The sequence below is a fragment of the Flavobacterium granuli genome (assembly GCF_900129705.1).
Taxonomy (GTDB): Bacteria; Bacteroidota; Bacteroidia; order Flavobacteriales; family Flavobacteriaceae; genus Flavobacterium; species Flavobacterium granuli.
The window spans coordinates 124319-148875 of the sequence record NZ_FQWO01000004.1; the positions used below are offsets into that span (position 1 = coordinate 124319).

The following is a 24557-nucleotide window of genomic DNA, read 5'->3' on the forward strand; positions in this document are numbered from 1 at the left end:
AAAATAAAAAACCCTCTCTTAGAGAAGGTTTGAGTTTAGGTGACAAAATTACAAATTATTATTTTCTATAAAATGATTTTAACTTTTTCTAAATCAATTTACTCTTTGTTTAGGTTATCTATATCTTCTGATGTCTCATTGATAGTTGTTTCCGTTTTGTCAGAGACAATTTCAACTGTATTTGAAGTAATTTCTGCTGTTTTTTTCTGAGCTTCAATAGTGTTTTCTTTTACGGTTTCGACAACATTGCCTAAGGCGGTACTTGCTTTTTCAGTATATTCTTGAACTAAATCTTTAGCCTGATCAGCATATATTTCGGCTTTGTCCATATAAGGTTCGGCTGCTTGTTTTAGATCTTCTATTTTTTCTTCTGCAAAGGCTTCGGCTTGCTGCAGGTATGGTGTAGCAGTTTCCTTTATTTCTTGTGCAGCAGCTTCGGCTTTAGTTGCTAATTCATTAGTTGTTTCTTTGGCTGAGCCAAATAAGTTTTTGAAAAATGATGATAGTCCCATGTTTTTTTTATTTGATTAAGATACAATATTAATCTTTTTTTGTGTTGGTTGTCTCTGTTTGGTGTTAATAATTAATTGTAAATCAATTATTTGTGTGTTTTTGGTTATTGTAAAAGTGGAAAGGGCGTGTTTTTTTAAAATACAACAGGTAAGATCATAAAAAAAGCGTTTCTTATGAAACGCTTTTTTTATGATTTGAATCAACTTATTCAAGTTCAAAAGTAATTTTTAGATTGACTCTGTATTCTGATATTTTACCGTCTTTTACTGCCGCACTTTGCTCTTGTACATAAACAGAACGTATGTGTTTAACAGATTTTGAAGCTTTGGATATTGCTTTTTGAGTTGCTTCTTCCCAACTAACTTCAGAACTGGAAAGGACTTCAATGACTTTTAATACTGACATAATTTCTATTTTTTTTAGTTGATCTTAAATTTAATGATTTTTTTTTAGATTTTCAGAAAAAAAAATGAAATTTAAATTCACTAACCAATAGTGTGTCAATATGTTGTCTTTTTTGTTGCTTAGGCGTTTGCTGCTTCTACATTTATTTTATCATCGTTTAGCATGCTTTTTAACATGTTTTCTATACCGCTTTTTAGGGTAAAAGTCGAAGAAGGGCAACCGCTACAAGCTCCTTGAAGGATTACTTTGACTGTTTTGGTTTCTTCATCAAAAGAATCGAAAGCAATATTTCCTCCATCGGCGGCAACTGCAGGTTTTACATATTCTTCAAGGATGTTAATGATTTGTTGCGAGGTAACATCTAGCTTATCGAAATCTTCATTTTTGTTGTTTTCTTTTTTGTCGTTGATAGCAATTAGACTTTCGTCAAGCACCGTTCCGCCATTTTCGATGTATTGTTTGATGAAACTTCTTAGTTCCAGCGTTATTTCGTCCCAGTTGTTTACTTCGTATTTTGTAACTGAGATGTAGTTTTCGTCGATAAAAACTTCTTTTACATAAGGGAATTTAAAAAGTTCCTGTACCAAAGGAGAAGCGGTGGCTTCGTCAATATTTTTGAATTCGATTGCCGTTTTAGTCAACATGCGACTTACGACAAATTTTAATGCAGCCGGATTAGGAGTGGTTTCTCCATATACGGTTATAGGTTGTTTTTTGGTCTTGTTTTCATCGATTGTGATGATGGTGCCGCCATTGTTCACAAAGCTTTCAATTTGCTCTGCTACGGCATCTTTTACGTCTTCCCATTCTACGATACTAAATCTTTCGATTGCAATAAAATTTCCCGAAATGTAGACGGTTTTTACAAATGGCAAATAAAATAATTGTTGAGCAAGAGGCGATGCTTTGGCTTCGTCGATGTTTTTAAATTCAAAATTTTCGTTTTTTGTGATGAAATCTTCGAATTCAAATTTTAGTATAGTTGGATTTTGAGTTTCTTTTATGCTAACTTTTATCATGATCTTGTAATTTTTTACAAATTTACTAAAGTTATTTTCTACGAATAGCTATATTTGATATATTAATTATTTAATTAACTTTAGTACATCTTTTTTGCCTAAATTTTATTGAATTATTTTTTTACATTAAAAATTATCCAATGAAAATCAAAATCAAGTATTATTTATTTTGTTTTTTTGTGAGCCTGTATTCTTTTGGTCAAGAGGGTATTCCGGTTTACTCTGACTATCTTTCAGATAATTATTATTTGATTCATCCTTCTATGGCAGGGGCTTCAAATTGTGCCAAGATCAGACTGACAGCCCGCAAACAATGGTTTGGTCAACAAGATGCACCCGAGCTTCAAACTTTAAGTTTTAATGGAAGACTGGGGGAGAAATCCGGTGCAGGAATTATTATTTTTAATGATAAGAACGGTTATCATTCTCAAAAAGGAGTGAAACTTAGTTTTGCGCATCACATTATGTTCTCTAGAGATGAAATAGATTTGAATCAATTGTCTTTTGGAGTAAGCGCTGGATTGATCCAAAATCAATTGGATGAAACGGAGTTTGTAGGTTTTGATCCAACGGTATTTGGTCAAATTCAAAAGGATTCTTATTTTAATGTTGATATAGGCGCGTCTTATAATTATTTGGATTTTTATGCTCATGCCACAGTTCAGGGGGCTTTGGAAACAAGACGTGATCTTTACACAGAGTATGAAAGTGATAATTTGAGAAAATATTTGTTGAGTGCCGGTTATGTTTTTGGAAATAAAGATCGAATTTTGTTTGAACCATCAGTATTGTTAATGCTAGTTGATAAAACCAAGGAAAAATCAGTCGATTTGAATATGAAAGTATACAAGAGCATTGATTTTGGTCAGCTTTGGGGAGGGTTGTCGTATCGTAGAAGTCTGGAAGGTGCTGAGTATAGTAATAACACAGGGATAGCTAAGCAGAAATTGCAGTATATTACTCCTATTTTAGGTGTGAATTATAAAAATTTTATGGTGGCTTATACTTATTCCCATCTTACGGGAGCGGTGAAATTTGATAATGGAGGTTATCATCAAATCACTTTAGGGATTAATTTGTTTTGTAAACGTGAGAAATACGATTGCTACTGTCCCGCAATTAATTAAATCTAAATTTTTATATTTTAATGGTAATAAAATCTGTAAACGGAAAATCTCCGCTTATTCCTGAAGATTGTTATGTAGCTGAAAATGCTACGATTGTAGGTGATGTTTCTTTTGGTAAATCTTGTAGTGTTTGGTTTAATGCTGTTATAAGAGGCGATGTTAACTTTATTAAAATAGGCAATAAAGTAAATATACAAGATGGAGCCGTTATTCATTGTACTTATAAAAAGCATCCTACAATAATAGGGAATAATGTTTCTATAGGGCACAATGCTATAGTACATGGCTGTATTGTGCACGATAATGTGCTGATAGGAATGGGAGCAATAGTGATGGATAATTGTGTAATAGAAAGTAATTCTATTGTAGCGGCTGGTGCAGTAATTACCCAAAATACTGTTGTGGAATCAGGGACAATTTGGGCTGGCGTACCTGCCAGAAAAGTGAAGGATATAGATCAATCTGATTTTGCGGGAGAGATTGAGCGTATTTCGAATAATTATGTAATGTATTCCGGTTGGTTTAAAGACGAATTGTAATCCATCAAAAATCTATTTGGGTGACTTCGTATTTATTTTCTAAAATGTCTTTTAACACAGACGGGTCGGTATTGGTGTAAAAAATAGTTTCGATATTTTTTTGTGTATTAAAACCAATCTTTTCTTGCAATAAATGCTGCGTTTGCTTGGCTACTGCTTCGCCTGAATCAATTATTTGAATATGATTAGGAAGAATTTTTTTGATCTGAGGTATCAAGTAAGGGTAATGGCTGCAACCTAAGACAAGATAATCGATATTGGCTTCAATCATTGGGTTGAGGTAGGAATGGAGCAATTGAGTCATTTCTGGTGAATTGATTTTACCACTTTCAATCAGTTGGACTAATCCATGTCCTACTTGTTCAATTATTTTAGTGCTTTCGTACTTTTGTACCGTACGGTGAAAAAGATCGCTATTTAGAGTGCCTTGTGTGGCTAGAATACCTATGGTCTGGGTTTTTGAATTAGTAGCTGCGGGTTTTATTGCCGGTTCAATGCCAATAAAAGGGACATCGTATTTTTCTCTTAATTCCTTGATCGCATTTGTGGTTGCCGTATTGCAAGCCACGACTATCAGTTTGCAATTCATCTGAAGCAGAAAATCAGTATTTTTCATGCTCAATGCAATAATTTCTTCTTTGGATTTTTGTCCATAAGGTGCGTTTTTACTGTCTGCTAGATAGATGGTTTTTTCGTTCGGAAGTAGATGATGAATCTCTTTCCAAATTGATGTGCCTCCTATGCCTGAGTCAAAAATACCGATCGCTTGATTGTTATCCATTAAAGCAAAGTTAAGTTCTCTGTATTAATTATCCTAAAAAAATAATTCTATCTAAAAAAAAACGCTCATTCCAAATTTTTGGTTGAGCGTTTTTTTTAGATTGTAAGGATTGTATTTATTAGAAACCTAAATCTTTTTTTACATCTGCAGTTAAGTTTGGACCGTCAGCAAGTAAAAGAGAAGAACCGTCTAATACGTATTGGAAGCCTTTAGCTTTTCCTACTTTTTGGATTGAAGTTCTTACTTTTTCCATTAGTGGTTTTACAATATCAGATTCTTTTTGTTGCAATTCTTTTTGAGCATTGTCTCTGTAATCAACAATTCTTTTTTGCATGTCCTGAACTTCTTTAGAACGATCTGCATTTATTGCATCAGTAACAGTAGCTGATTCTGCTTCGTATTTTTTTAATTTTGTTTGGTACTCATCTACCATTTTTTTGTATTCGGTATCATAAGTTGCGCTTAATTTTTCCAATTGTTTTTGGGCGTCAAGCATTGCTGGCATTTTGGACATGATTTCACTTACATCAACATGGGCTGTTTTTGCTTGAGCATTACTAGTTTGACTTGCTCCTAGGATAAATATTGCAGCAATTAATAAAGTTTTAATTTGTTTCATCGTTTTTAAAATATTAAGTAATTAATTTATTGTTTTGGTTTTAATTTTTCTTCTCTTGCTTTTTTTATAGAATCTCTAACTTGGAGCGTTCTCAATCTTTTTTCTTCTATCGCTTTTTTTCGATCTTCTAATAGTTTTTTTCGGTCTTCTAATGTTTTAGCTTTTGCGTCGGCTTGTTTTTGAATGGCTTCTTCGGCAGCTGTTGTTTTAGAATCTTTTGCAGGACTACTGCTATTAGTAGGTTTTACATCTTCTTTTTTATCAGAGGCAGAAACCGTGCCATTTTTTTTAGCTTCTCTATCTGCTAAAATTTTTGCTCTTCGATCTTCAAATTCTTTTTTCTTAGCTTCTTGAGCTAATTTCCTGTCGGCTATGAGTTGATCTCTAACGGACTTTCTTTCCTCTAAGGCTTTTTCTTTTTCAGCCAAGGCCGGATTGTCATCCATTGCCTCTTGTTTTCTTTCTAACTCTTCTTCATCAGCAATTTCTTTTTTTGTCAGCTTGTCTCTTTTTTCAGCTCTATTCAATACGCGTAAAACCTGGTCGCTAATATCGAATTTTTTTGCCGCAAAAAGGATTGTTAGGTCAGAAGATTTGTCAAAAATTAAATCATAATTTCTGGCTTCTGCAATATCTTGTATGGCTGTGAAAACCTGATCTTGTATGGGCTTTGTCAAAGCTGATTTTTGGGTCATTAAAGCGCCATTGGCTCCAAACCTATTTTGCTGAAAATCCAGTAATTCATTTTCAAGGAACTTAATCTCAGATTCTCTTTCTTCGATTAGACCTTTTGTCAGTAAAGGTTTTTCGGAATTGAGAGTTTCTCTTAATTTATTAATTTCAATCTTTTTGGCCTCTATTTCTTGTTTCCATTTTTGAGCTTTTTGCTCTAATTGGATATTGGCTTGATTATAATTGGGTACATTTTGTAAAATGTATTCCATATCGATGTAGCCTACTTTTGTTCCTTTAGCTTGTGAATGGGCCGCACTGGCTACAATCGAGGCTAAAAATAGAAATAAAATTTGTTTTCTCATAGCTTTATAGTATTAGAAAATTATAGGCCAATTTTTTTTAAAATTGCTGCCCAATAATGAAATGGGTTTCCCATCCATTTGGTTTTGATTGACCTGGTAAGGCGTCGAAACCATTTGCAAAATCAATTCCTAATAATCCAAAAGCAGGCATGAATACACGTAAACCAACACCGGCAGAACGGCTTAGAGCAAACGGATTGTAGCTTTTGAAATCTGGATAGGATGAACCTGCTTCCAAAAATGCCAATGCATAAATAGAGGCTGATGCTTTCAATGTTATTGGATAACGCAATTCCATAGAGAATTTATTGTATACAGTTGCTCCAATTTGTTCTCCAGTGCTATTAATAGGCGTAAGTGAGTTGTTTGGGTATCCTCTTAATTGGATGGTTTCTCTACCGTCCATTGAATAATTGGCCATTCCATCACCTCCTACATAGAATCTTTCAAAAGGAATTGAACCTCTGTCTTGATTGTATGCTCCTAAGAATCCAAATTCAGTTAATGTTCGCAATACTAATTTACCATAAATTTTGGTATACCAATCCGCTTTGAACTTTACTTTGTAATATTCTAACCAATCGTATTTCTTTTGGTCAACCAATGCGGGATCAGCAGCGGCATCTTGTAAATTAGTGACTTTATTCGGAGAAGGGTTTGCGGATGTTGGTATAGCGCTAACATAGTCTCCTTCTTTTACAATTATTCCGTCAGAACCTGTGTATGATGTTCCGCTGTATTTGTATTTGTATTCTGCTTTGTCTCCTAATGTTGCATAATTAGTTCCGTTTACTAATGAATAAGGAGGTGTCAGTTTTGCTGTGATACTGAATTCGGATCCAGAAGTAGGGAATATAGGATTCACTCCTTTATTGCTTCTAGAAAGTCCAACAGTATAGGCAAAATTTCTTGATGTTCCGTTACCGAAAGTAAATAAACCAGTGTTGTAATTGTTTAGGTCGTAATGTTGGTAACTTATAGATTGTGATAATACAAAGAAATCATCTGGAACGGTTAGTCTTTTGGCTAAACCTACCGATAAAGTCAGGATGTTAAAGCTTTTAGTTTTATCTACTTTATACGTAATGTAATTGTTTAAGAATTGTTTGCTATAGGACAAAGAGGTGCTGAATTGTACCGGTTTCTTTTGTCCAAACCAAGGTTCAGAGAAAGATACGCTATAAGTCTGAAAATAAGTACTTCCTTGTAAACGTAGCGAAACTTTTTGACCATCTCCCATAGGTAGCGGTTTGTAAGCGTCTTTATTTAATAAGTTTCTGGCTGAGAAATTGTTAAAAGATAATCCAAGAGTACCTATAAAACCTCCGCCTCCATAACCTCCTTGAAGTTCGATTTGGCTGGATCCTTTTTCGACAAGATTGTACTCAATATCAACGGTTCCTGCACCTGCATCTACATTTTTAAATTTAGGATCGATTGCTTCAGGATCAAAGAAGCCTAGTTGTCCAATTTCGCGAATGGTTCTTACCAGTTGTTCTTTGCTGTATTTTTCACCTGGTTTTGTTCTTAGTTCTCTGTAGATGACGCGGTCATTGGTTTTGTCATTTCCTACAACTGATATTTTGTTGAAATACGCCAAAGGACCTTCGGTGATTCTTATTTCAAAATCGATGGTGTCATTTGCTGTTTTTACTTCAACGGCATTGATGTTCGAAAATAAATAACCATTGTTTTGGTATAAATTGGTAATGTCATCTCCGTCTGGTTTTGACTTGTCGGCGATTCTTTTTTCAAGAAGTGTACCGTTGTATGTTTCTCCTTTCTTGATGCCTAACATTCTGCTAAGTCCTTGATCCGGATATACTGTGTTTCCTAGGAATTTAATGTTTCCAAAGTAGTATTTGTTTCCTTCTTCTACGTTTATTTTTATGGCTAAAGTATTTTTGTCTTTGTTGTAAGTAACAGAATCTGAAAGGATTCTGGCATCTCTATATCCTTTTTCCTTATAGGCTGCAATTACTTTTTCTAAATCGGTTTTGTATTTTTCTTTTATGAATTTAGATGCTTTTAATAATCGAATAGGATTTTTTTGCTTCGTATCTTTCATTGCCTTACGCAAGGTTTTGTCTGATAATTTTTCGTTTCCTACAAAATCAATTTCCTGGATTTTTATCTTTTCTCCTTTGTCAACACTAACGACCATATTGACTTGGTTTGTTGCCGATGTGTCTTTTACAATATTTAAGTTCACTTTGGTGTTGTAGAAGCCATCTTTTTTATACTTGTTTTCGATGTAGTTTTTGGTAGTTGTAATTAAATTTTCATTTACTACTTTGCCTTTGTTAAGGCCGTTATCTTTAATCAGCGCTTCGGTTTTGCTTTTTTTAACTCCAACAAATTTTACTTCGTTCAGTTTTGGAAGTTCCTTGATGTCTAGATCAAGGTAGATGCTGTCATTTTGAATATGATTAATGTAAAATGAAATTTCATCAAAAAGCCCTAGTTTCCCTAGTTTTTTGATGGCACTACTGATTTCTTCTCCTGGAACGGTAATTTCCTGTCCTTTTTCAAGTCCGGCAAAGGTTACTACTGTTTGTTCGTTGAAGCTGATTTCACTGGTTACTGAAACACCAGCAAGGATGTATTTTTTTCCTTGGTCAAAAGGAACTTTTTCTTGAGCTTTAATTTGTGAAAAACTTCCCAATAATAATAGGGAAAGAATTGCTTTAGTACTTTTATTCAACACTGAAAATTTATTTAATTTGTTCACTTGTTTTTCCAAATCTACGTTCTCTTTTTTGATAACTAACAATAGCCTCATATAAATCTTGTTCTTTAAAGTCAGGCCACAATATATCAGTAAAATACAATTCTGCGTAGGCTATCTGCCATAACAGGAAATTACTTATCCTATGTTCTCCACTTGTTCGTATTAATAAATCTACATCAGGTAAATCATGCGTGTAAAGATGCTCATTTATAATTGAATCGTCAATACTGTCTATCGAAATTATATTATTTTTAACTTTATTACTGATCTCTTTTATTGCGCTAACCATCTCTTCCCTTGCGCCGTAACTCAACGCTAATGTTAAAGTCATGTGAGTGTTGTTCTTGGTTTTTTCGATGACATCAAGCAGTTCTTTTTGAGCTGATTGAGGTAGTTTTTCTAAGTTGCCTATCGTATTTAGTCTGATATTGTTTTGCTCTAATGTTGGGAGTTCCTTTTTTAGGGATCTAATAAGGATTTTCATTAAAGTGTCGACCTCTATTTTAGGTCTGTTCCAGTTTTCTGTCGAAAAAGCATATAAGGTCAGGAACTCAATGCCTAACTTGGCACTTGTTTTGATGATTTCCTTCACGGACTTCGAACCGCTCTCGTGTCCAATTGTTCTCAAAAAACCTTGCTGTTTCGCCCAACGACCGTTGCCGTCCATAATAATGGCTAAATGTCTTGGTAGCTTATTCTTGTTTATATTCTCTAGTAAATTCATTTTTTATTCTGCGCAATAACAAGGTTTTTCGCCAAAGGTATATGTTAATGTAAACCCTGAAAAAACATACCAATCATTATTATTAATATTTCCAAATTGAAATGGTTTCAAATTCTCATTCTTAGGGTTGCTACCATCTAGATTATCAGTAAATGTGTAACGTGCTCCAATTTCGGCTGCCAAGATTAGACTTCTTGAAATATTTGATTTAATTCCCACAATCATGGGGATAGCTAATGAATTTGCATTCTTGTCTTTTTGTGTTTCTCCCCACTGAAAATACAATTCTTCATAGCTGAAATAACTCAACCCACTGTATACATAAGGAGTTGTTTTTCGCCCTAATTGATGAAGATTGAAATCAAAAAAATTAAATTCAAGGCCTAAAGATAATTCTTTTAGGTTATTTTCAAAATGATATGCTCTTTGGTTTCTACTGGGTTCTTTTGAATTGAGGTCATTCGAACTGATTTTGGACATCGTGTATGAAGCTCTCCATGCGTGTCTAGGACTTTTGTTCCATTTGTAAAGAAGTCCTAAAGCAGGTTCATTGGGAGCGATATAGGTCGTTGGGCCAATGTCACCAATATAGTTGCTTCCGCCAATAAACACACCTATTTCATGGATTTGCGCTTGCATAGCCATACTTAGGAATAAGCATATAAATAAGCTGAAAGTTTTACTCATTTTAATTAAAAATTGCGTGCAAATATAATAATAATCAATACGAATCAATATCTAATCTGTTAAATATGCCTTTTATTTCAATAATAGGCTGCTTAGGACGATATCAATTAAAATTGTCTAAAGTAAAACGGATGAAATGGATGGAATCGTATAGTCTGTTAGCGAAAAAAGAATTAATTTCTTTTGTCTTCACCCCAAAGTAGTTTTGAACGAAGCGTTTTTAGAAAAGTTTCTTCTGGGATTTCGACCATATTAATATGAAAAGGTGTTTTCTTTATGGTTAATATGGATTCTTTTTTAATGGTATTTACCCTTGAGTCCAAAGAAACGAGATAGTGTTCTTCTCTTCCGGTTATTTTTAATCTAATTTCGGTTTCATCAGGAATAACAAGCGGTCTGGCGTTTAGATTGTGGGGAGCAATAGGGGTTATGACTAAGCTTTTTACGTCAGGAGTTAATATTGGTCCGCCGCAGCTTAACGAATATCCTGTTGATCCTGTTGGTGTAGAAATGATCAAACCGTCGGCCCAATAAGAGTTTAGATATTCTCCATTCAGATAGGTTTCGATGGTAATCATCGAAGTAGTATCTTTTCGATTGACAGTAACTTCGTTCATCGCAAAATTAATATCCTGAAAGGATTCGTTTTCTGGTGAACAGGTCAAAGTTAATAAGGTTCGCTTAGACAGGGTGTATTTCTTGTCGATTGTAAATTGCAAGAATTCAGCAATGCTGTCTTTTTGAACTGTGGCTAGAAATCCTAGTCTGCCTGCATTTATTCCCAATATAGGCACACCTGAATCCCGGACTAAAGTAGCGGCTCTTAAAATCGTTCCATCACCGCCAACACTGATTAGCATATCAAAACTTTGATCCAGTTCCGTATGAGATTTGAAAGTTTTGTATTCTTTTTCGACCAGTCTTTTTTCGTGAAGAATATTTAAGAAATTAGATTCAATAACTAATTCTACCTTTTTTTCGTTGAAAAATAAAAAGATGTCTCTTATAATTGGCTCGGTGCTGTTCTGGTAATATTGACCGTATATGGCTACTTTCATTTTTTTTTAAATTTGATAATTAGATGAGGTAATTGATCACTTTTAATTGCCTCCTCTAATTCATTTTTTACATATTAAGGTATTTATCCAGATAGTCTGAACGCTCCTTTAGATTATTGATGTAGTCGTCTTCATTGTGTTCAGAAGTAATTTCGTAATTGTATCTTCTAAAGGTTTGAATAATTTCATTAATAGCTCCCAAGGTGATTTTTATCGTTACTTCAACGTTTTCATTGTCTGATTCCGAAATGAAGAGTCCTAAGAGTTTACCGTTATTGCTTTCCACAATTTGGGCGATTTGTCCCATTGAATAATCCGATATTCCTTTTTTAACTTTTATAATTCGTCCTTGCTCCTTCAAAAAAGGGGTTTGGTGAAAAAAACTCATGATGTCCTCTATCATATAATAGCCCACATAAGTATTGTTTTGGTCTAATACCGGAACCAGATCGGTGTGGTTTTTTGCAAAAACTTCTAAAACTTCAAGCCAGATGGAATCTGTTTTGGTAAAAAAACCTTCAAGAGTGTATTTGTAATCAAGTAGCTTTTTATCATCGTCAAAAGTTTCAACATCATCTGATGAGACACTACCAATGTAAATCCCGTTTTCGGTCACGGGGAAATGCGAATAGCCCAACTCAGTAAAAAAGTCTTTAACAGCTGTAATAGTCTCTTGGCTGTCAATGGCTTTATAGTCCGTGGTTATGTAGTTCGTAATTTCCATCTTAAATGAATACTTAATTTTTATGCAAAATAATCAAAAAAAGGCAAATAGTCCTACCTTTTACTTTGTATTTTTGCCATTGTAAAACAGTTGTTTCATAAATAAAAAGTGTACCAATGACAAAGTTAAGTGTAAATATCAACAAAATAGCTACTTTACGTAATGCGCGTGGAGGAAATGTTCCCGATTTATTGAAGGTAGCCACCGACATTCAAAAATTTGGCGCACAAGGAATCACGATTCATCCGCGTCCGGACGAACGTCACATTCGCTATCAGGATGCCCGCGATTTGAAAGCTATCGTTTACACCGAATATAATATAGAAGGAAATCCACAACATAATTTTATCGACTTGGTTTTAGAATGTAAGCCGGATCAAGTTACCTTGGTTCCTGATGCGATTGGAGCGATTACTTCTTCGGCTGGTTGGGATACTGTTAAAAATCAAGCCTATTTGACTGAGATGATTCAGGAGTTTCAGCGCAACGGCATTCGAACTTCCATCTTTGTGGATCCCGTTTTAGAAATGATAGAAGGAGCCAAAAAAACCGGTACAGATAGAATCGAATTGTACACTGAAGCTTTTGCACATCAATACAGTTTGGGAATTGAAAGCGGAATTGATCCTTACATAAAATCGGCAGTTTTGGCTAATGAATTGGGATTGGGTATCAACGCTGGTCACGATTTGAGTTTGGATAATATTCAGTTTTTCAAACAAAATATTCCAGGTTTACTCGAGGTTTCAATCGGGCATGCGCTGATTTCTGAGGCGCTGTACTTAGGCTTGGAGAACGTAGTTAATATGTATTTACAAAAATTAAAATGATTTTCGATTGAAGATTAACGAATGATGATTTTTGATTTTACTTTCAAAGTCATTTTCTGCAATCTAAAATCGGTATTCTAAAATCTAAAATCAAAATGCTGTATTCAAAAATAGAAGGTTCCGGTCAACCGCTCTTAATTCTTCACGGATTTCTGGGAATGTCAGACAATTGGAAAACACTGGGAACGCAATTTGCCTCAGACGGGTTTCAGGTTCACATGTTAGATTTGCGCAATCACGGACGAAGCTTCCATTCGGAGGAATTTAGTTATGAAATAATGGTTCAAGATGTTTTCGAATATTGTAAAGCCAATAATCTGGAAAAAATAAATATCATAGGACATTCGATGGGCGGGAAGGTAGCCATGCTTTTGGCGACGACTTATCCGGCATTGGTGGATAAACTTATCGTTGCCGATATTGGTCCAAAATTCTATCCGCAACACCATCAAGCTATTTTGGCCGGTTTGAATGCGGTTGATTTTTCGAAAAAGCCAAGCCGAAACGAAGTCGAAGAAATTTTGTCTCAGCATATCCCTGATTTTGGGACACGACAATTCCTGATGAAAAGTTTGTATTGGAAAGAACCGGGGCAATTGGCTTTCCGATTTAATCTGGAAGTTTTCAATACGAAAATGGATAAAATTGGGGTAGCCTTACCGGAGAATACGGTTTTTGAGAAGCCTACTCTTTTTATTCGCGGCGCAAATTCCAATTATATTTTAGACAGTGATATGGAAAACATAAAACAGCATTTTCCGGATTCAGTTTTAGAAACAATTCCAAATGCGGGCCATTGGCTTCACGCCGAAAATCCGGTATTGTTTCGTCAAATGGTATTTTCTTTTTTAAAATAAATGCAACTAATTTAAATTAGTAGTACTTTTATTAAAATTTTAAAACAAAAATTCATGAAACTAATTCTTAAAATTCTGGTTACATCAGCTCTGGTTTTACTTATTTCTCACATCTTACCAGGAGTTCATGTGGCTGGTTTTACTACGGCTTTATTTGTCGCCATTGTTCTTGGGTTACTTAATATATTTATCAAGCCTATATTGATAATACTTACTTTGCCTGTAACTATTCTTACATTAGGATTGTTTTTGCTGGTTATTAATGCATTGATTATTTTATTGTGTACAAATATTGTAGGCGGGTTTGTTGTTGATTCGTTTTGGATCGCCTTATTGTTTAGTATTGTCCTGTCTTTATTGCAGTCTATAATGAATGGGATATTGGGCGAAGGGAAATAATCAACGGCCTTTAACAACTATTTATGAAGGTATAGAATTACAATAACGGCTAATTTTATACCTTTGCTTTTTAATTCAGCAGGAATGTCTAAAAAGTTTTACATCTTATTGTTGGTTATGTTTGGTTTCTTTATGATGCCAAGCTTAGCTTTTGCATGTGGCACAAAGACAGAGAAAGCCTGTTGTAAAAAAGAATCTTCTTCGCAAACTGAAACTCCTGATTGTTGTAAGAAGAATAAAAAATCAAATGAAAGTTCGCATAGCGGTTGCGATGGAGCCTGTAAGAATATTTCTTGTAGTCCTGTTGTTCATCTGGGCTTGCCTTCTGTATTCTATGAAGAGTTGAACCAAACTTTCCTTTTTTCGAAAGAAAATCAAAATTATTATTATTCGGAAATCTTTATCTCTTCTGATTTTCGTTCTGTTTGGCTTCCACCTAAAATAAGCTAAATTCCTTTATTGACAGCCAGAAGTCTGTCTGATTCAAAGCCTTCTTGTGCTTTAAAATCATTAAATTTTAATCTAAATACATTTTTAATTATAGTCATTGCGCTATAGTTTGTTTCGTGCTTTAGGTTTATCTCACTTCTAAATTAATATTAGAATGAAAGGAGCATTGCTGCAAATGGGGCTTAATTGAAAATCATCGAATGCCAAAACAAAGTTGTATACGATGATATAAATACCAAAGGCAATTCTGCAAATTACATTCGACTTTTAAAAACAACATTAAATATCTACAAAATGAAATCAATAAAAAACATATTGATGGCAATGACGCTATTGCTTTCAGTCACTATCGCGAATGCGCAAATTAAAAATGCTACCACCGAAAACATTAAAATTTATGGAAACTGTGGTATGTGTAAAAAAAATATCGAAACAGCTGCCAACGTTAAAAAAGTAGCAAAGGTAGATTGGAATGCTGACACGAAAATGGCTACTATAACCTATGATGCTAAGAAAACCAATTCAGACGAAATCTTGAAACGTGTGGCATTGTCTGGTTATGATAGCGATAAATTTTTGGCTCCGGATGCAGTTTATGATCAATTACACGGTTGTTGTCAATACGACAGAGAAGCAAAAACAGCCGAAACCGGAATGGCAACGACAAAAACAGAAAATCATGCCAATCATGCGATGGAAACCAATAAGGTACAGCCGGAAGCGAATCAATTAAATGCGGTTTTCGATACTTACTTTTTGGTAAAAGATGCATTGGTAAAAACGGATGGCGCAACGGCTTCGGCCAAGGCCAAAGAATTGCTTTTGGCTCTTAATGCTGTTCAAATGGATCAATTGACGATGGACGTTCACATGGTTTGGATGAAAGTAATGAAAGATTTAAATACAGAAGCCAAAGCAATTTCTGAAACACAAGATGTCAAAAAACAAAGAACCCTATTTATGTCTTTGTCTAAAAATATGCATGATCTAATAAAGGTGGCCAAATATGAAGTTCCTGTTTATTATCAGTTTTGTCCTATGGCAAATGGAGGAAAAGGAGCAAATTGGTTAAGTAAAGAAGATTCGGTTAAAAATCCTTATTATGGTTCTCAAATGTTGAGCTGTGGAAAAACTGTCGAAACGATTAAGAAATAATTCAGTCAAGGCTGTTTAAAATGATAAATTAATGATTAAAGTAAAAAATATAATTCTGGCTTTCGGTTTAATGCTTGTTTTTTCAAGCGTTAAGGCCCAAGTGAAATTGGGAGATACTTTTCCTGATATCGAATTGCAAAGCAATCAAAATACTGTGGTGAAATTAGATTCATTCAAAGGAAAAACAGTTCTGGTAGATTTTTGGGCTTCTTGGTGCGGTCCTTGCCGATTGGCAAACAGAAAATTAGTTAAAATCTATGATAGTTATAAAGACAAAGACTTTGAAATTGTTGGAATATCCATCGATACCGATAAGACAAAATGGTTGAACGCCATTGCAAAAGACAAAATGAAACACCAGCAATTAATAGATGCCAAAGGATTCGACGCTAAATCAGCAGTGGCTTTTGGAGTAGAGGAATTACCGGCAGCTTATCTTTTTGACACTACAGGAAAATTAATCGCAATCAACCCAACAGAGGAAGAAATTATTGCTCAAATCAAAAAATAAATACTATGAAAACACCCAATATAAAATTGGTAGCAATCGCACTTTTAGCTTTAATGACAAGTGTGCAAACCTATGCTCAAATCTCAAAAGCCGAAATAATGGCAACGGGACTGACCTGTTCGATGTGTTCAAACGCGATAAACAAACAGTTGAAAGCAATGACCGAAGTGGACAGCGTAGGCACTGATTTGAATACCAATACCTTTACGGTTTATTTCAAGAAAGACAATGCTGTTCAGCCTAAAGTGCTTAAAAATGCCGTTGAAAAAGCAGGATTTTTTGTGGGTTCAATGGTGCTGACAATGCCTTTTGATAATTTAAAAATTGAAGATAATCTTGTTGTTAAAAAAGGAGAGGCTTCATTTGTTTTTATTGACAGCAAAAATCAAGTTTTATCGGCTGAAACTAGAGTGAAAGTGCTGGATAAAGGTTTTGTAACTCAAAAAGAATATAAAAAATTAATAAAATCCTATTCAAAATATCCGAGTTATGTGTTAGAGAATGAGGATGATTATCATGTGAAAACTTTATAATATGAGGTATTTATCTATTGTTTTATTGGCTTTGATTTCGTTCGAAATGAATGCTCAGGAATTATTTGTAGTTACTGAACCCGCGAGCAATGTGCCTGCGGGTTCCATTGGGGTTCGCGTTGGTCAATCTTTGATGAAAAAGGAAATAGGCAGTGGCTCCGTTTATAATCTTTCGCCTGAGGTGACTTGGGGAATCAATAAGAATTTGATGGTGCGCGGATCTGTTTTTTCGACTAATGCCACTAATGGATTGAAAGCCGAAGGTGCTGGTGTTTATGCCAAGTATCGTTTCTTTTCGGTAGATGATTTGCAAAGTCATTTTCGTATGGCTGCTTTTGGGCGTTACAGCTGGAACAATTTACCTATAAGGCAAGAAGCTATTGATCTGACTGCCGGAAATTCGGGCTATGAAGCGGGTTTGGTAGCGACACAATTGATCAAGAAAGTAGCGATTAGTTCTTCTGTTAGTTACGGAAAGGCAACGGCCAATAAACCGGATTATGAATTCCCGGAATTTCTGGCAAGCAATGTTTTAAATTATACTTTTTCTGTAGGAAGATTGATGCATCCTAAAAAATACACTAGCTTTAAACAAACTAATATCAATACGATGTTGGAATTTGTTGGGCAAACTTTGACTGATAATGGAAAGTCGTATTTGGATGTGGTGCCTTCTGTTCAATTTATTATTAACAGCCAGGCGAGAATTGATGTGGCTTACAAAAAAGAATTGTACAGTTCGATGCTCCGTTCTGCTCCAGATGGTTTTTATCTAAAACTGGAATATACTTTCTTTAATGTAACCAAGTAGATGAAACTGACTTTAGAAAAAAGGTATTAATCAAAATGCTAACAATTAAATTTAATAAAATGAAAAATAAAATCTTTTCGATAATTGCCGTTGCATTCTTGTTTATTGGTTGCAACCAAAAAAGTAAGGAGGCTGAGACTTCTAATTTGGAACATACAGAAACGGCTTCTGGGCAATATACTTGTCCGATGCATCCTGAGGTTATTGGTAAAAAAGGAGATTTATGTCCAGTATGTGATATGGAATTGACAGAGCCAATTAGCCAAGCAACCTCAAAGGCAGTTGTTGAAGCCAAAGTGGAAACTAAAGTAAATGAAGCAACTTCGTCTTCATTTACAATCAATAAAGCAGTTGAGGATTATTTGAAACTGGCCAATGCATTAGTTAATGACGATTCTAAGGCTGCGGCCAAAGTATCTGAGATTTTATCCGTAACTTTAAACTCCTTGAATTCGAGTAAATTGGATGAGGTTGGGAAAAAGAAATATGTGAAAATTTCCAGTGTTATTAATGAACATTTGAAACATATTATTGAAAATCCTACTGATATAGAGCATCAAAGAACGTATTTTGCCTTGTTGAGTAAAGACATGAATGATCTTATAAAAGCTTTTGGAACAGATAAAAAACTCTATCAGGCTTATTGTCCAATGTATGAAGAAGGAAAAAGTGGGTACTGGATTTCTGAAACCAAAGAAATCCGAAATCCGTATTTTGGCTCTCAAATGTTAAATTGTGGCAGAATTGTAGCCGCTTTAAAATAGTATTTTGAACTTATATATAAAAAACATGGTTTGCAACCGATGTGTCATGGTGGTGAAGTCTGAACTGCGAAAGTTTGGACTTCATCCCGTCTCGGTTGAATTGGGTGAAGTAGAAATTTCCGAAGATTTAGAAAAAGAAAAAGAGCATGAACTGAACGAGCGATTGCTTGTTTTGGGTTTCGAAATTATAGATGATAAAAAAAAGCGAATAGTTGAAAAGGTAAAAAACCTGATTGTGGAATTAGTCCATTTCAACGGCAATCGTTTCAAAACAAATTTATCAGATTATTTAGTAGCCGCCATCGGGAACGATTACAGCTACATCAGTAATTTATTTTCATTGCAAGAAGGCACTACTATTGAGCAATATTATATCCTTCAAAAAATTGAAAGAGTAAAAGAATTGTTGGTTTATGATGAATTAAGTTTGAATGAGATTGCTTTTCAGCTTAATTATAGCAGTGCATCGCATTTAAGCAAGCAATTTAAAAAAGTAACAGGTCTGACACCTACGTATTTCAAAACTTTGAAAGAGCAAAAACGTCAACCTCTTGAAAATCTATAAAAGATACAAAAGAGAACCAAAATTGTATAAGGGTCAAAGTCTTATTTAGTGGCAACTTTGTATTACTAATTTTAAGATACAATATAATGACACATACCTATACTATTAGCGGAATGAGTTGCGATGGTTGTCGTACCAAAGTGGAAAAAACGCTGAATGCCATAGAAGGGATTCAGGTCACAGTGGTTTTAGAGTCCTCTTTGGCTACCATTACAATGAATAATCATATTCCGACCTCAGAATTACAACAAGCTTTGTCTAAAGTAGGCAACTACACCATAGAAATGAGTAAGTCTGCTACTACAGCGGATAAAGAAGAACCGATGGCGAAATCCTGCTGCGGTACCGAAAAAAAGCATAATCATAAAGTGAAGCATCCTGTTTTGATGAATGCTCCCGGAAAATACTATTGCCCTATGCATTGCGAAGGAGATAAGGTGTATGACAAGCCGGGAAGCTGCCCTGTTTGCGGAATGAATCTGGAAAAAGTTCCAGAATTAAGTTCGCCCAAAATAATGTATACCTGCCCGATGCATCCTGAAATTATTCAAGAAGGACCTGGATCTTGTCCTATTTGTGGGATGGATTTAGTGCCAATGGAACCCGTAGAAAGCGAGGAAAATAAGACCTATCTTGATCTGTTACATAAAATGAAAATAGCCCTTATTTTCACAGTCCCCATTTTTATTATTGCCATGTCAGACATGATTCCCAATAATCCATTATTGAAAATCATGGACACTTCAGGCTGGAATTGGGTTCAGCTTGTTTTGTCGCTTCCGGTTGTTTTTTATGCTGCTTGGATGTTTTTTGAACGCGCCTGGAAGTCAATTGTCACTTGGAATTTAAATATGTTCACCCTTATTGGAATTGGTTCCGGAGTAGCTTTTCTGTTTAGTTTAACAGCTTTGCTTTTTCCGGATATTTTTCCGCATGAATTTAAATCTCATGGAGGAACAGTGCATCTGTATTTTGAAGCAACAACAGTGATATTGACTTTGGTTTTATTAGGACAACTATTAGAAGTCAAAGCCCACAGTAGAACCAGTGGGGCAATTAAAGAATTATTGAAGTTGGCGCCCACAGTAGCCACAGTAGTCATTGACGGAGTCGATAAGGTAATTGCTGTTCAAGATATTAAGAAAGGTGATTCGTTAAGAGTGAAACCGGGAGAAAAAATTCCTGTTGACGGAAAAATAACTGCCGGAGAAAGTACGATTGATGAATCGATGATTTCGGGAGAGCCCATTCCAGTGGATAAAAAAATCGATGATGCTGTTGTTGCAGGAACGATAAATGGCAATAAATCCTTTGTTATGATTGCTGAGAAAGTAGGTTCTGAAACCTTACTTTCTCAAATTGTGCAGATGGTCAATACTGCCAGTCGATCTAGAGCACCTATTCAAAAAATGGCCGATAGGATTGCGAAGTATTTTGTGCCTATTGTTGTGATGGTGGCCATACTTACTTTTTTTATTTGGGCAAGTTTTGGTCCGGAACCGGCTTTGGTTTATGGATTTATCAACGCCATTGCAGTGCTGATTATCGCCTGCCCATGCGCATTAGGATTGGCGACACCCATGTCAGTAATGGTGGGCGTGGGTAAAGGAGCGCAATCTGGGGTTTTGATAAAAAATGCAGAAGCATTAGAAAACATGAATAAGGTTAATGTACTGATTACAGATAAAACGGGAACTATAACTGAGGGAAAACCTTCTGTAGAAAAAGTGTTTTCTTCTAATAATCAAGAGGATGATTTACTGCAAAATATAGCTTCATTAAATCAGTATAGCGAGCATCCTTTGGCGCAAGCCGTAGTAAATTTTGCAAAAGCTAAAAACATTTCATTAGTTAAAGTTGACGATTTTGAGGCAGTAACCGGAAAAGGAGTGATAGGAACAGTAGCCAATAAAAAAGTAGCCTTAGGGAATAAAAGTTTATTGGAACAAGTTGGAGCAACGGTTTCGACTGAAATTGAAAATAAAATTGTTGCAGAACAAAAGCTGGGAAAAACAGTTTCGTATATCGCTGTAGATAAAGCAGTTTTAGGCTATGTGACCATCACTGATGCGATCAAAGCGACAAGTGTTGCGGCTGTAAAAGAATTGATGCGTCAAGGAGTTGAAGTTATTATGATGACAGGCGATAATAAAAATACCGCTAAGGCTGTCGCCGATGAATTACAACTGACTTCCTTTATTGCGGGTTGTTTGCCTGAAGATAAACTCAAGGAGATTAAGAAATTACAAGCCGAAGGGAAAATTGTAGCGATGGCGGGTGACGGAATCAACGATGCGCCAGCTTTAGCTCAAGCTAATATCGGAATTGCGATGGGAACCGGTACTGATGTGGCGATTGAAAGTGCTAAAATAACCTTGGTAAAAGGCGATTTACAAGGAATCGTGAAAGCAAAAAAGTTAAGTCATGCGGTGATGAAAAATATCAATCAAAATTTATTCTTTGCTTTCTTTTATAATGTCTTGGGAATTCCAATTGCGGCCGGAGTATTGTATCCTTTTTTCGGGTTGTTGTTGTCTCCTATGATTGCAGCTTTAGCGATGAGTTTTAGCTCCGTTTCCGTTATTGGAAATGCCTTACGATTGCGTAATTTAAAATTGTAATGATGTTGTAGTTTGCTTTTAATCTAAAAAAGAAAATCATGAAAACAGTTCGAAAATTAGTATTAATGCTGGGTGTAGCGGCTTTTTTATTTTCCTGTCAGTCTACCAATAAAGTTTTGTCAAAAACAGAGAGAAGAACTGAAATCATGAACGCCATTGCCAATGACGAAAGTATGTCTAAGGAAATGATTAAAATGTTGATGAAGATTAAAATGGGCGAAATGAAGATGGAGGACAAGGGGATGATGATGATGAAAAAGCATGCTGAAATGATGGAGATGATGAAGGAAAACCCCGAAATGATGAAAAGTATGATGGCTGAAATGATGAATAAGGCCAAAAGTGATACTACAATGATGTTCGAAATGTGTAGAACGATGATGAAAAACGAAAAAATGATGGAGATGATGCAGAAAATGAAAGCAATGGATCAAAAATCTAAAAAAGAAGAAGATCATAAAGGACATCACTAAGATTTAAAATAATCCAAAAACGATAAAGTTATGAATAATCAGGATAATGAAGGAATGCATATGGGAGCCTACTCATTTATGGGAATGCATGTTTTTTGGTGGTTTTCAATATTGTTTTTTGCACTGTTATTAATAGTATTGGCTCATAGGTACAGAAAAAGAAAGTAAATCTATTAAACGGAAAGTAAAAAAATGAAACTTAAATTCAGTCTACTACTAGTACTAATGGCAATTGCTGCTAACGCTCAAAAAGTAGTTCGCTATGATTTGTATGTAAAAGATACTCTTGTTAAATTTTCAGGAAAGGAAAGAAGAGCGATTGCTGTAAACGGACAAATTCCGATGCCTACATTGACTTTTACCGAAGGGGATATTGCCGAAATCTATGTCCATAATGAAATGGAAGAATCGACTTCTTTGCATTGGCACGGTCTCTTTTTGCCTAATAAGGAAGATGGTGTTCCTTTTCTTACGCAAATGCCAATTGCTCCTCATACTACCCACAAATACAGCTTTCCTATCGTGCAAAGCGGCACACACTGGTACCATAGTCATTCAGGAATGCAAGAACAAATTGGGATGTATGGCGCTTTAATTTTGAAAAAGAAAGACAATGATCCTACTTTTAGAAAAGGAATTGATGACTTGCCAACGCTTCCTGTTGTTTTAAGCGAATGGACAGATTACAATCCGGACAATGTGCATCGAATGTTACACAATGCTTCAGATTGGTTTGCTATCAAAAAAGGAACAACCCAAAGTTATGCGGAAGCCATCAAAAAAGGACATTTTAAAACCAAACTCACTAACGAATGGAAACGCATGCTGGCGATGGATGTCAGCGATGTCTATTATGATAAATTTTTAATTAATGGAAAAAATGAATCAGTAACCCCAGATTTTAAGTCGGCTGCGGGAGATAAGCTGCGTTTGCGAATTTCAAATGCCGGTGCTTCCTCTTATTTTTGGCTGACTTATGCCGGCGGAAAAATTACGGTCGTTGCCAATGATGGAAATGATGTGGAACCGGTTGAAGTAGATCGATTAATTATTGGAGTTTCTGAAACCTATGATGTAGTGCTGACTATTCCGGCAGCTAATACAGCCTATGAATTTTTGGCTACGCCGGAAGACAGAACCAAATCGGCTTCATTGTATATTGGAAATGGAATCAAACAATTAGTTTCGCCTTTGCCAAAATTGAATTATTTTGAAGGGATGAAAATGATGAATGACATGATGAATATGGATGGAACCATGAACGATATGGGTATGCAGATGAGTTTGCAAAAAATGGATATGAATACCGTGATGTATCCAGAGATTACTGGTGATATAGAAAAAAAAGAAAAGAAAAAAGGGGAAAGAGAAAAACGAAATCAACTTTCCAATACAATGGATGTGAGTAATGAAACAGATCATTCAAAACATACTATGAGTTCCAATTCCTCAGATATTGCGACTCTAAATTATTCGATGCTGAAATCACCCACGGTGACTACCCTCCCCAAAGATGCTCCCTTGCGGGAATTGCATTTTGAATTAACGGGAAATATGAGCCGTTATTTGTGGAGCATGGATAATAAAGTGTTATCGGAAACGGATAAGATTTTAATCAAGAAAGGAGAAAACGTTCGGATTGTCTTGCGTAATAATTCCATGATGCGCCATCCGATGCATTTGCACGGACATGATTTTAGGGTGTTAAACGGTCAAGGAGATTATGCACCATTGAAAAATGTGTTGGACATTATGCCAATGGAAACTGATACTATTGAGTTTAATGCCAATACTGATGGAGATTGGTTTTTTCATTGTCACATTTTATACCATATGATGGCGGGAATGAACAGGGTGTTCAGTTATCAAAACTCGGCTCCCAATCCACTTTTACCCAATAAAGAATGGGCTTACAAAAAATTGCAACGAGAAAGTAATGGCTTGCATTTCATGGCCGAAAATGATTTTGCTACCAATGGGAATGACGGACGAGCCATGCTGCAAAACGCAAGATGGAGTTTTGAAACCGAATGGCGTTTGGGGTATCATGCCGAACACGGTTATGAAACTGAAACACATATTGGTCGCTACATCGATAAAAATCAATGGTTGATGCCTTTTATTGGTTTTGATTGGCGTTATCGAAAAATGGGAAGGAATGAAGTAGAGAAAAATCTGTTTGGTCAATCGAATACCAAGGATAAAAGAGCGGTACTGAGTTTAGGAGTCAATTATACTTTGCCTCTTTTGGTGGTTGCTCAGGCTGAGGTTTACCATGACGGGAATGTTCGTTTTCAGTTGATGCGGGAGGATATTCCAGTTTCAAAACGACTGCGAATGGCGTTCATGGTCAATACTGATAAGGAATATATGGCAGGATTGAAATATATTGTGGGTAAAAATATTGGAATAGGCACGCATTACGACAGTGATATGAGAGTGGGTTTTGGAGTCAATTTGAATTATTAAGAGGATTGTAGTCTCTTTTTTTTGAAAAAACTTCCTTCTCCTTTTTTTGTTAAGTGCTAATTATGAATTGGTTGTAATTGGCGCATGAAAAAAAAGCTGTTTTTGATTGGCTGTTTTGGATTTTGGGTTTGCGCATCTCAAAAAAAGCACTATTT

General features: G+C 35.3%; 26 protein-coding genes. 15 read left to right on the forward strand and 11 right to left on the reverse strand.

Features of this window, described 5'->3' with window-relative positions:
* Positions 1 to 98: 98 nt before the first annotated feature.
* The 3 genes from BUB25_RS07210 to BUB25_RS07225 form a co-directional block, all read right to left on the reverse strand.
* Positions 99 to 512 (reverse strand): hypothetical protein, encoded by a 414-nt coding sequence (locus BUB25_RS07210; protein WP_072942349.1) that lies wholly within the window; start codon positions 510 to 512, stop codon positions 99 to 101.
* A 205-nt stretch (positions 513 to 717) separates the two neighbouring features.
* On the reverse strand, positions 718 to 918 hold the full coding sequence (locus BUB25_RS07220) for a dodecin family protein (protein ID WP_072942353.1): 201 nt from the start codon (positions 916 to 918) through the stop codon (positions 718 to 720).
* 119 nt (positions 919 to 1037) lie between these two features.
* On the reverse strand, positions 1038 to 1937 hold the full coding sequence (locus BUB25_RS07225) for a NifU family protein (protein WP_072942355.1): 900 nt from the start codon (positions 1935 to 1937) through the stop codon (positions 1038 to 1040).
* A 140-nt stretch (positions 1938 to 2077) separates the two neighbouring features.
* Between BUB25_RS07225 and BUB25_RS07230 the strand changes: the two genes are divergently transcribed.
* Together BUB25_RS07230 and BUB25_RS07235 are read left to right on the forward strand one after the other, a co-directional pair.
* Positions 2078 to 3064 carry a PorP/SprF family type IX secretion system membrane protein gene (locus BUB25_RS07230; protein WP_072942369.1) on the forward strand — a complete coding sequence of 329 codons (987 nt, stop codon included), beginning with the start codon at positions 2078 to 2080 and terminating at the stop codon, positions 3062 to 3064.
* A 20-nt stretch (positions 3065 to 3084) separates the two neighbouring features.
* Positions 3085 to 3603, forward strand: a complete 519-nt coding sequence (locus tag BUB25_RS07235) for a gamma carbonic anhydrase family protein (protein ID WP_072942371.1) — start codon at positions 3085 to 3087, stop codon at positions 3601 to 3603.
* Positions 3604 to 3607: 4 nt separating this feature from the next.
* Here BUB25_RS07235 and murI read toward each other — a convergent pair whose 3' ends face one another.
* The 8 genes from murI to BUB25_RS07275 all read right to left on the reverse strand — a co-directional run bounded on the left by murI (position 3608) and on the right by BUB25_RS07275 (position 11964).
* Positions 3608 to 4384 carry a glutamate racemase gene (murI, locus tag BUB25_RS07240; protein ID WP_072942373.1) on the reverse strand — a complete coding sequence of 259 codons (777 nt, stop codon included), beginning with the start codon at positions 4382 to 4384 and terminating at the stop codon, positions 3608 to 3610.
* 118 nt (positions 4385 to 4502) lie between these two features.
* Complete coding sequence (locus BUB25_RS07245; protein WP_072942375.1) at positions 4503 to 5003, reverse strand: OmpH/Skp family outer membrane protein; 501 nt, start codon at positions 5001 to 5003, stop codon at positions 4503 to 4505.
* Positions 5004 to 5029: 26 nt separating this feature from the next.
* Entirely contained in the window at positions 5030 to 6040 is a 1011-nt protein-coding gene (locus BUB25_RS07250) for an OmpH/Skp family outer membrane protein (RefSeq protein WP_072942377.1), read from the reverse strand.
* Positions 6041 to 6077: 37 nt separating this feature from the next.
* A complete protein-coding gene (gene bamA / locus BUB25_RS07255) occupies positions 6078 to 8822 on the reverse strand; it encodes an outer membrane protein assembly factor BamA (protein ID WP_072942380.1) in 2745 nt (914 codons plus the stop codon).
* Entirely contained in the window at positions 8755 to 9495 is a 741-nt protein-coding gene (locus tag BUB25_RS07260; RefSeq protein WP_072942383.1) for an isoprenyl transferase, read from the reverse strand. Before BUB25_RS07260 ends, bamA begins: the two co-directional genes overlap by 68 nt.
* 3 nt (positions 9496 to 9498) lie before the next feature.
* The gene (gene porG, locus BUB25_RS07265; RefSeq protein ID WP_072942385.1) at positions 9499 to 10182 is read right to left on the reverse strand and encodes a type IX secretion system protein PorG; all 684 of its coding nucleotides are present in this window, start codon (positions 10180 to 10182) and stop codon (positions 9499 to 9501) included.
* Between the two features lie 173 nt (positions 10183 to 10355).
* Positions 10356 to 11240: an NAD kinase gene (locus BUB25_RS07270; protein ID WP_072942387.1), complete on the reverse strand. Its 885-nt coding sequence runs from the start codon at positions 11238 to 11240 to the stop codon at positions 10356 to 10358.
* A 67-nt stretch (positions 11241 to 11307) separates the two neighbouring features.
* A complete protein-coding gene (locus tag BUB25_RS07275; protein WP_072942390.1) occupies positions 11308 to 11964 on the reverse strand; it encodes a CBS domain-containing protein in 657 nt (218 codons plus the stop codon).
* Between the two features lie 116 nt (positions 11965 to 12080).
* Between BUB25_RS07275 and BUB25_RS07280 the strand changes: the two genes are divergently transcribed.
* The 13 genes from BUB25_RS07280 to BUB25_RS07340 all read left to right on the forward strand — a co-directional run bounded on the left by BUB25_RS07280 (position 12081) and on the right by BUB25_RS07340 (position 24402).
* Positions 12081 to 12794: a pyridoxine 5'-phosphate synthase gene (locus BUB25_RS07280; protein WP_072942392.1), complete on the forward strand. Its 714-nt coding sequence runs from the start codon at positions 12081 to 12083 to the stop codon at positions 12792 to 12794.
* Between the two features lie 95 nt (positions 12795 to 12889).
* Entirely contained in the window at positions 12890 to 13651 is a 762-nt protein-coding gene (locus BUB25_RS07285; protein WP_072942394.1) for an alpha/beta fold hydrolase, read from the forward strand.
* 54 nt (positions 13652 to 13705) lie between these two features.
* Entirely contained in the window at positions 13706 to 14050 is a 345-nt protein-coding gene (locus BUB25_RS07290; RefSeq protein ID WP_072942396.1) for a phage holin family protein, read from the forward strand.
* An 84-nt stretch (positions 14051 to 14134) separates the two neighbouring features.
* Positions 14135 to 14500, forward strand: coding sequence for a hypothetical protein (locus tag BUB25_RS07295; protein ID WP_072942399.1), 366 nt, complete (start codon positions 14135 to 14137; stop codon positions 14498 to 14500).
* A 294-nt stretch (positions 14501 to 14794) separates the two neighbouring features.
* Positions 14795 to 15655 (forward strand): DUF3347 domain-containing protein, encoded by an 861-nt coding sequence (locus tag BUB25_RS07300; protein WP_072942809.1) that lies wholly within the window; start codon positions 14795 to 14797, stop codon positions 15653 to 15655.
* Between the two features lie 31 nt (positions 15656 to 15686).
* Positions 15687 to 16166, forward strand: a complete 480-nt coding sequence (locus BUB25_RS07305) for a TlpA family protein disulfide reductase (RefSeq protein ID WP_072942401.1) — start codon at positions 15687 to 15689, stop codon at positions 16164 to 16166.
* Positions 16167 to 16171: 5 nt separating this feature from the next.
* On the forward strand, positions 16172 to 16699 hold the full coding sequence (locus BUB25_RS07310; protein ID WP_072942403.1) for a heavy-metal-associated domain-containing protein: 528 nt from the start codon (positions 16172 to 16174) through the stop codon (positions 16697 to 16699).
* A gap of 1 nt (position 16700) precedes the next feature.
* The gene (locus BUB25_RS07315; protein WP_072942405.1) at positions 16701 to 17510 is read left to right on the forward strand and encodes a hypothetical protein; all 810 of its coding nucleotides are present in this window, start codon (positions 16701 to 16703) and stop codon (positions 17508 to 17510) included.
* A 59-nt stretch (positions 17511 to 17569) separates the two neighbouring features.
* On the forward strand, positions 17570 to 18274 hold the full coding sequence (locus BUB25_RS07320; RefSeq protein WP_072942811.1) for a DUF3347 domain-containing protein: 705 nt from the start codon (positions 17570 to 17572) through the stop codon (positions 18272 to 18274).
* Between the two features lies 1 nt (position 18275).
* Positions 18276 to 18839, forward strand: a complete 564-nt coding sequence (locus BUB25_RS07325) for an AraC family transcriptional regulator (RefSeq protein ID WP_106357453.1) — start codon at positions 18276 to 18278, stop codon at positions 18837 to 18839.
* Between the two features lie 86 nt (positions 18840 to 18925).
* A complete protein-coding gene (locus BUB25_RS07330) occupies positions 18926 to 21460 on the forward strand; it encodes a heavy metal translocating P-type ATPase (RefSeq protein ID WP_072942410.1) in 2535 nt (844 codons plus the stop codon).
* A 38-nt stretch (positions 21461 to 21498) separates the two neighbouring features.
* A complete protein-coding gene (locus BUB25_RS16415; RefSeq protein WP_072942412.1) occupies positions 21499 to 21933 on the forward strand; it encodes a hypothetical protein in 435 nt (144 codons plus the stop codon).
* A 192-nt stretch (positions 21934 to 22125) separates the two neighbouring features.
* Positions 22126 to 24402: a multicopper oxidase family protein gene (locus BUB25_RS07340; RefSeq protein ID WP_072942414.1), complete on the forward strand. Its 2277-nt coding sequence runs from the start codon at positions 22126 to 22128 to the stop codon at positions 24400 to 24402.
* Positions 24403 to 24557 lie beyond the last annotated feature (155 nt).

Coding starts and splice junctions, on each gene's coding strand:
- BUB25_RS07210 (WP_072942349.1), bottom strand. CDS start 512: ATGGGACTATCATCATTTTTCAAAAACTTATTTGGCTCAGCCAAAGAA.
- BUB25_RS07220 (WP_072942353.1), bottom strand. CDS start 918: ATGTCAGTATTAAAAGTCATTGAAGTCCTTTCCAGTTCTGAAGTTAGT.
- BUB25_RS07225 (WP_072942355.1), bottom strand. CDS start 1,937: ATGATAAAAGTTAGCATAAAAGAAACTCAAAATCCAACTATACTAAAA.
- BUB25_RS07230 (WP_072942369.1), top strand. CDS start 2,078: ATGAAAATCAAAATCAAGTATTATTTATTTTGTTTTTTTGTGAGCCTG.
- BUB25_RS07235 (WP_072942371.1), top strand. CDS start 3,085: ATGGTAATAAAATCTGTAAACGGAAAATCTCCGCTTATTCCTGAAGAT.
- murI (WP_072942373.1), bottom strand. CDS start 4,384: ATGGATAACAATCAAGCGATCGGTATTTTTGACTCAGGCATAGGAGGC.
- BUB25_RS07245 (WP_072942375.1), bottom strand. CDS start 5,003: ATGAAACAAATTAAAACTTTATTAATTGCTGCAATATTTATCCTAGGA.
- BUB25_RS07250 (WP_072942377.1), bottom strand. CDS start 6,040: ATGAGAAAACAAATTTTATTTCTATTTTTAGCCTCGATTGTAGCCAGT.
- bamA (WP_072942380.1), bottom strand. CDS start 8,822: ATGAGGCTATTGTTAGTTATCAAAAAAGAGAACGTAGATTTGGAAAAA.
- BUB25_RS07260 (WP_072942383.1), bottom strand. CDS start 9,495: ATGAATTTACTAGAGAATATAAACAAGAATAAGCTACCAAGACATTTA.
- porG (WP_072942385.1), bottom strand. CDS start 10,182: ATGAGTAAAACTTTCAGCTTATTTATATGCTTATTCCTAAGTATGGCT.
- BUB25_RS07270 (WP_072942387.1), bottom strand. CDS start 11,240: ATGAAAGTAGCCATATACGGTCAATATTACCAGAACAGCACCGAGCCA.
- BUB25_RS07275 (WP_072942390.1), bottom strand. CDS start 11,964: ATGGAAATTACGAACTACATAACCACGGACTATAAAGCCATTGACAGC.
- BUB25_RS07280 (WP_072942392.1), top strand. CDS start 12,081: ATGACAAAGTTAAGTGTAAATATCAACAAAATAGCTACTTTACGTAAT.
- BUB25_RS07285 (WP_072942394.1), top strand. CDS start 12,890: ATGCTGTATTCAAAAATAGAAGGTTCCGGTCAACCGCTCTTAATTCTT.
- BUB25_RS07290 (WP_072942396.1), top strand. CDS start 13,706: ATGAAACTAATTCTTAAAATTCTGGTTACATCAGCTCTGGTTTTACTT.
- BUB25_RS07295 (WP_072942399.1), top strand. CDS start 14,135: ATGTCTAAAAAGTTTTACATCTTATTGTTGGTTATGTTTGGTTTCTTT.
- BUB25_RS07300 (WP_072942809.1), top strand. CDS start 14,795: ATGAAATCAATAAAAAACATATTGATGGCAATGACGCTATTGCTTTCA.
- BUB25_RS07305 (WP_072942401.1), top strand. CDS start 15,687: ATGATTAAAGTAAAAAATATAATTCTGGCTTTCGGTTTAATGCTTGTT.
- BUB25_RS07310 (WP_072942403.1), top strand. CDS start 16,172: ATGAAAACACCCAATATAAAATTGGTAGCAATCGCACTTTTAGCTTTA.
- BUB25_RS07315 (WP_072942405.1), top strand. CDS start 16,701: ATGAGGTATTTATCTATTGTTTTATTGGCTTTGATTTCGTTCGAAATG.
- BUB25_RS07320 (WP_072942811.1), top strand. CDS start 17,570: ATGAAAAATAAAATCTTTTCGATAATTGCCGTTGCATTCTTGTTTATT.
- BUB25_RS07330 (WP_072942410.1), top strand. CDS start 18,926: ATGACACATACCTATACTATTAGCGGAATGAGTTGCGATGGTTGTCGT.
- BUB25_RS16415 (WP_072942412.1), top strand. CDS start 21,499: ATGAAAACAGTTCGAAAATTAGTATTAATGCTGGGTGTAGCGGCTTTT.
- BUB25_RS07340 (WP_072942414.1), top strand. CDS start 22,126: ATGAAACTTAAATTCAGTCTACTACTAGTACTAATGGCAATTGCTGCT.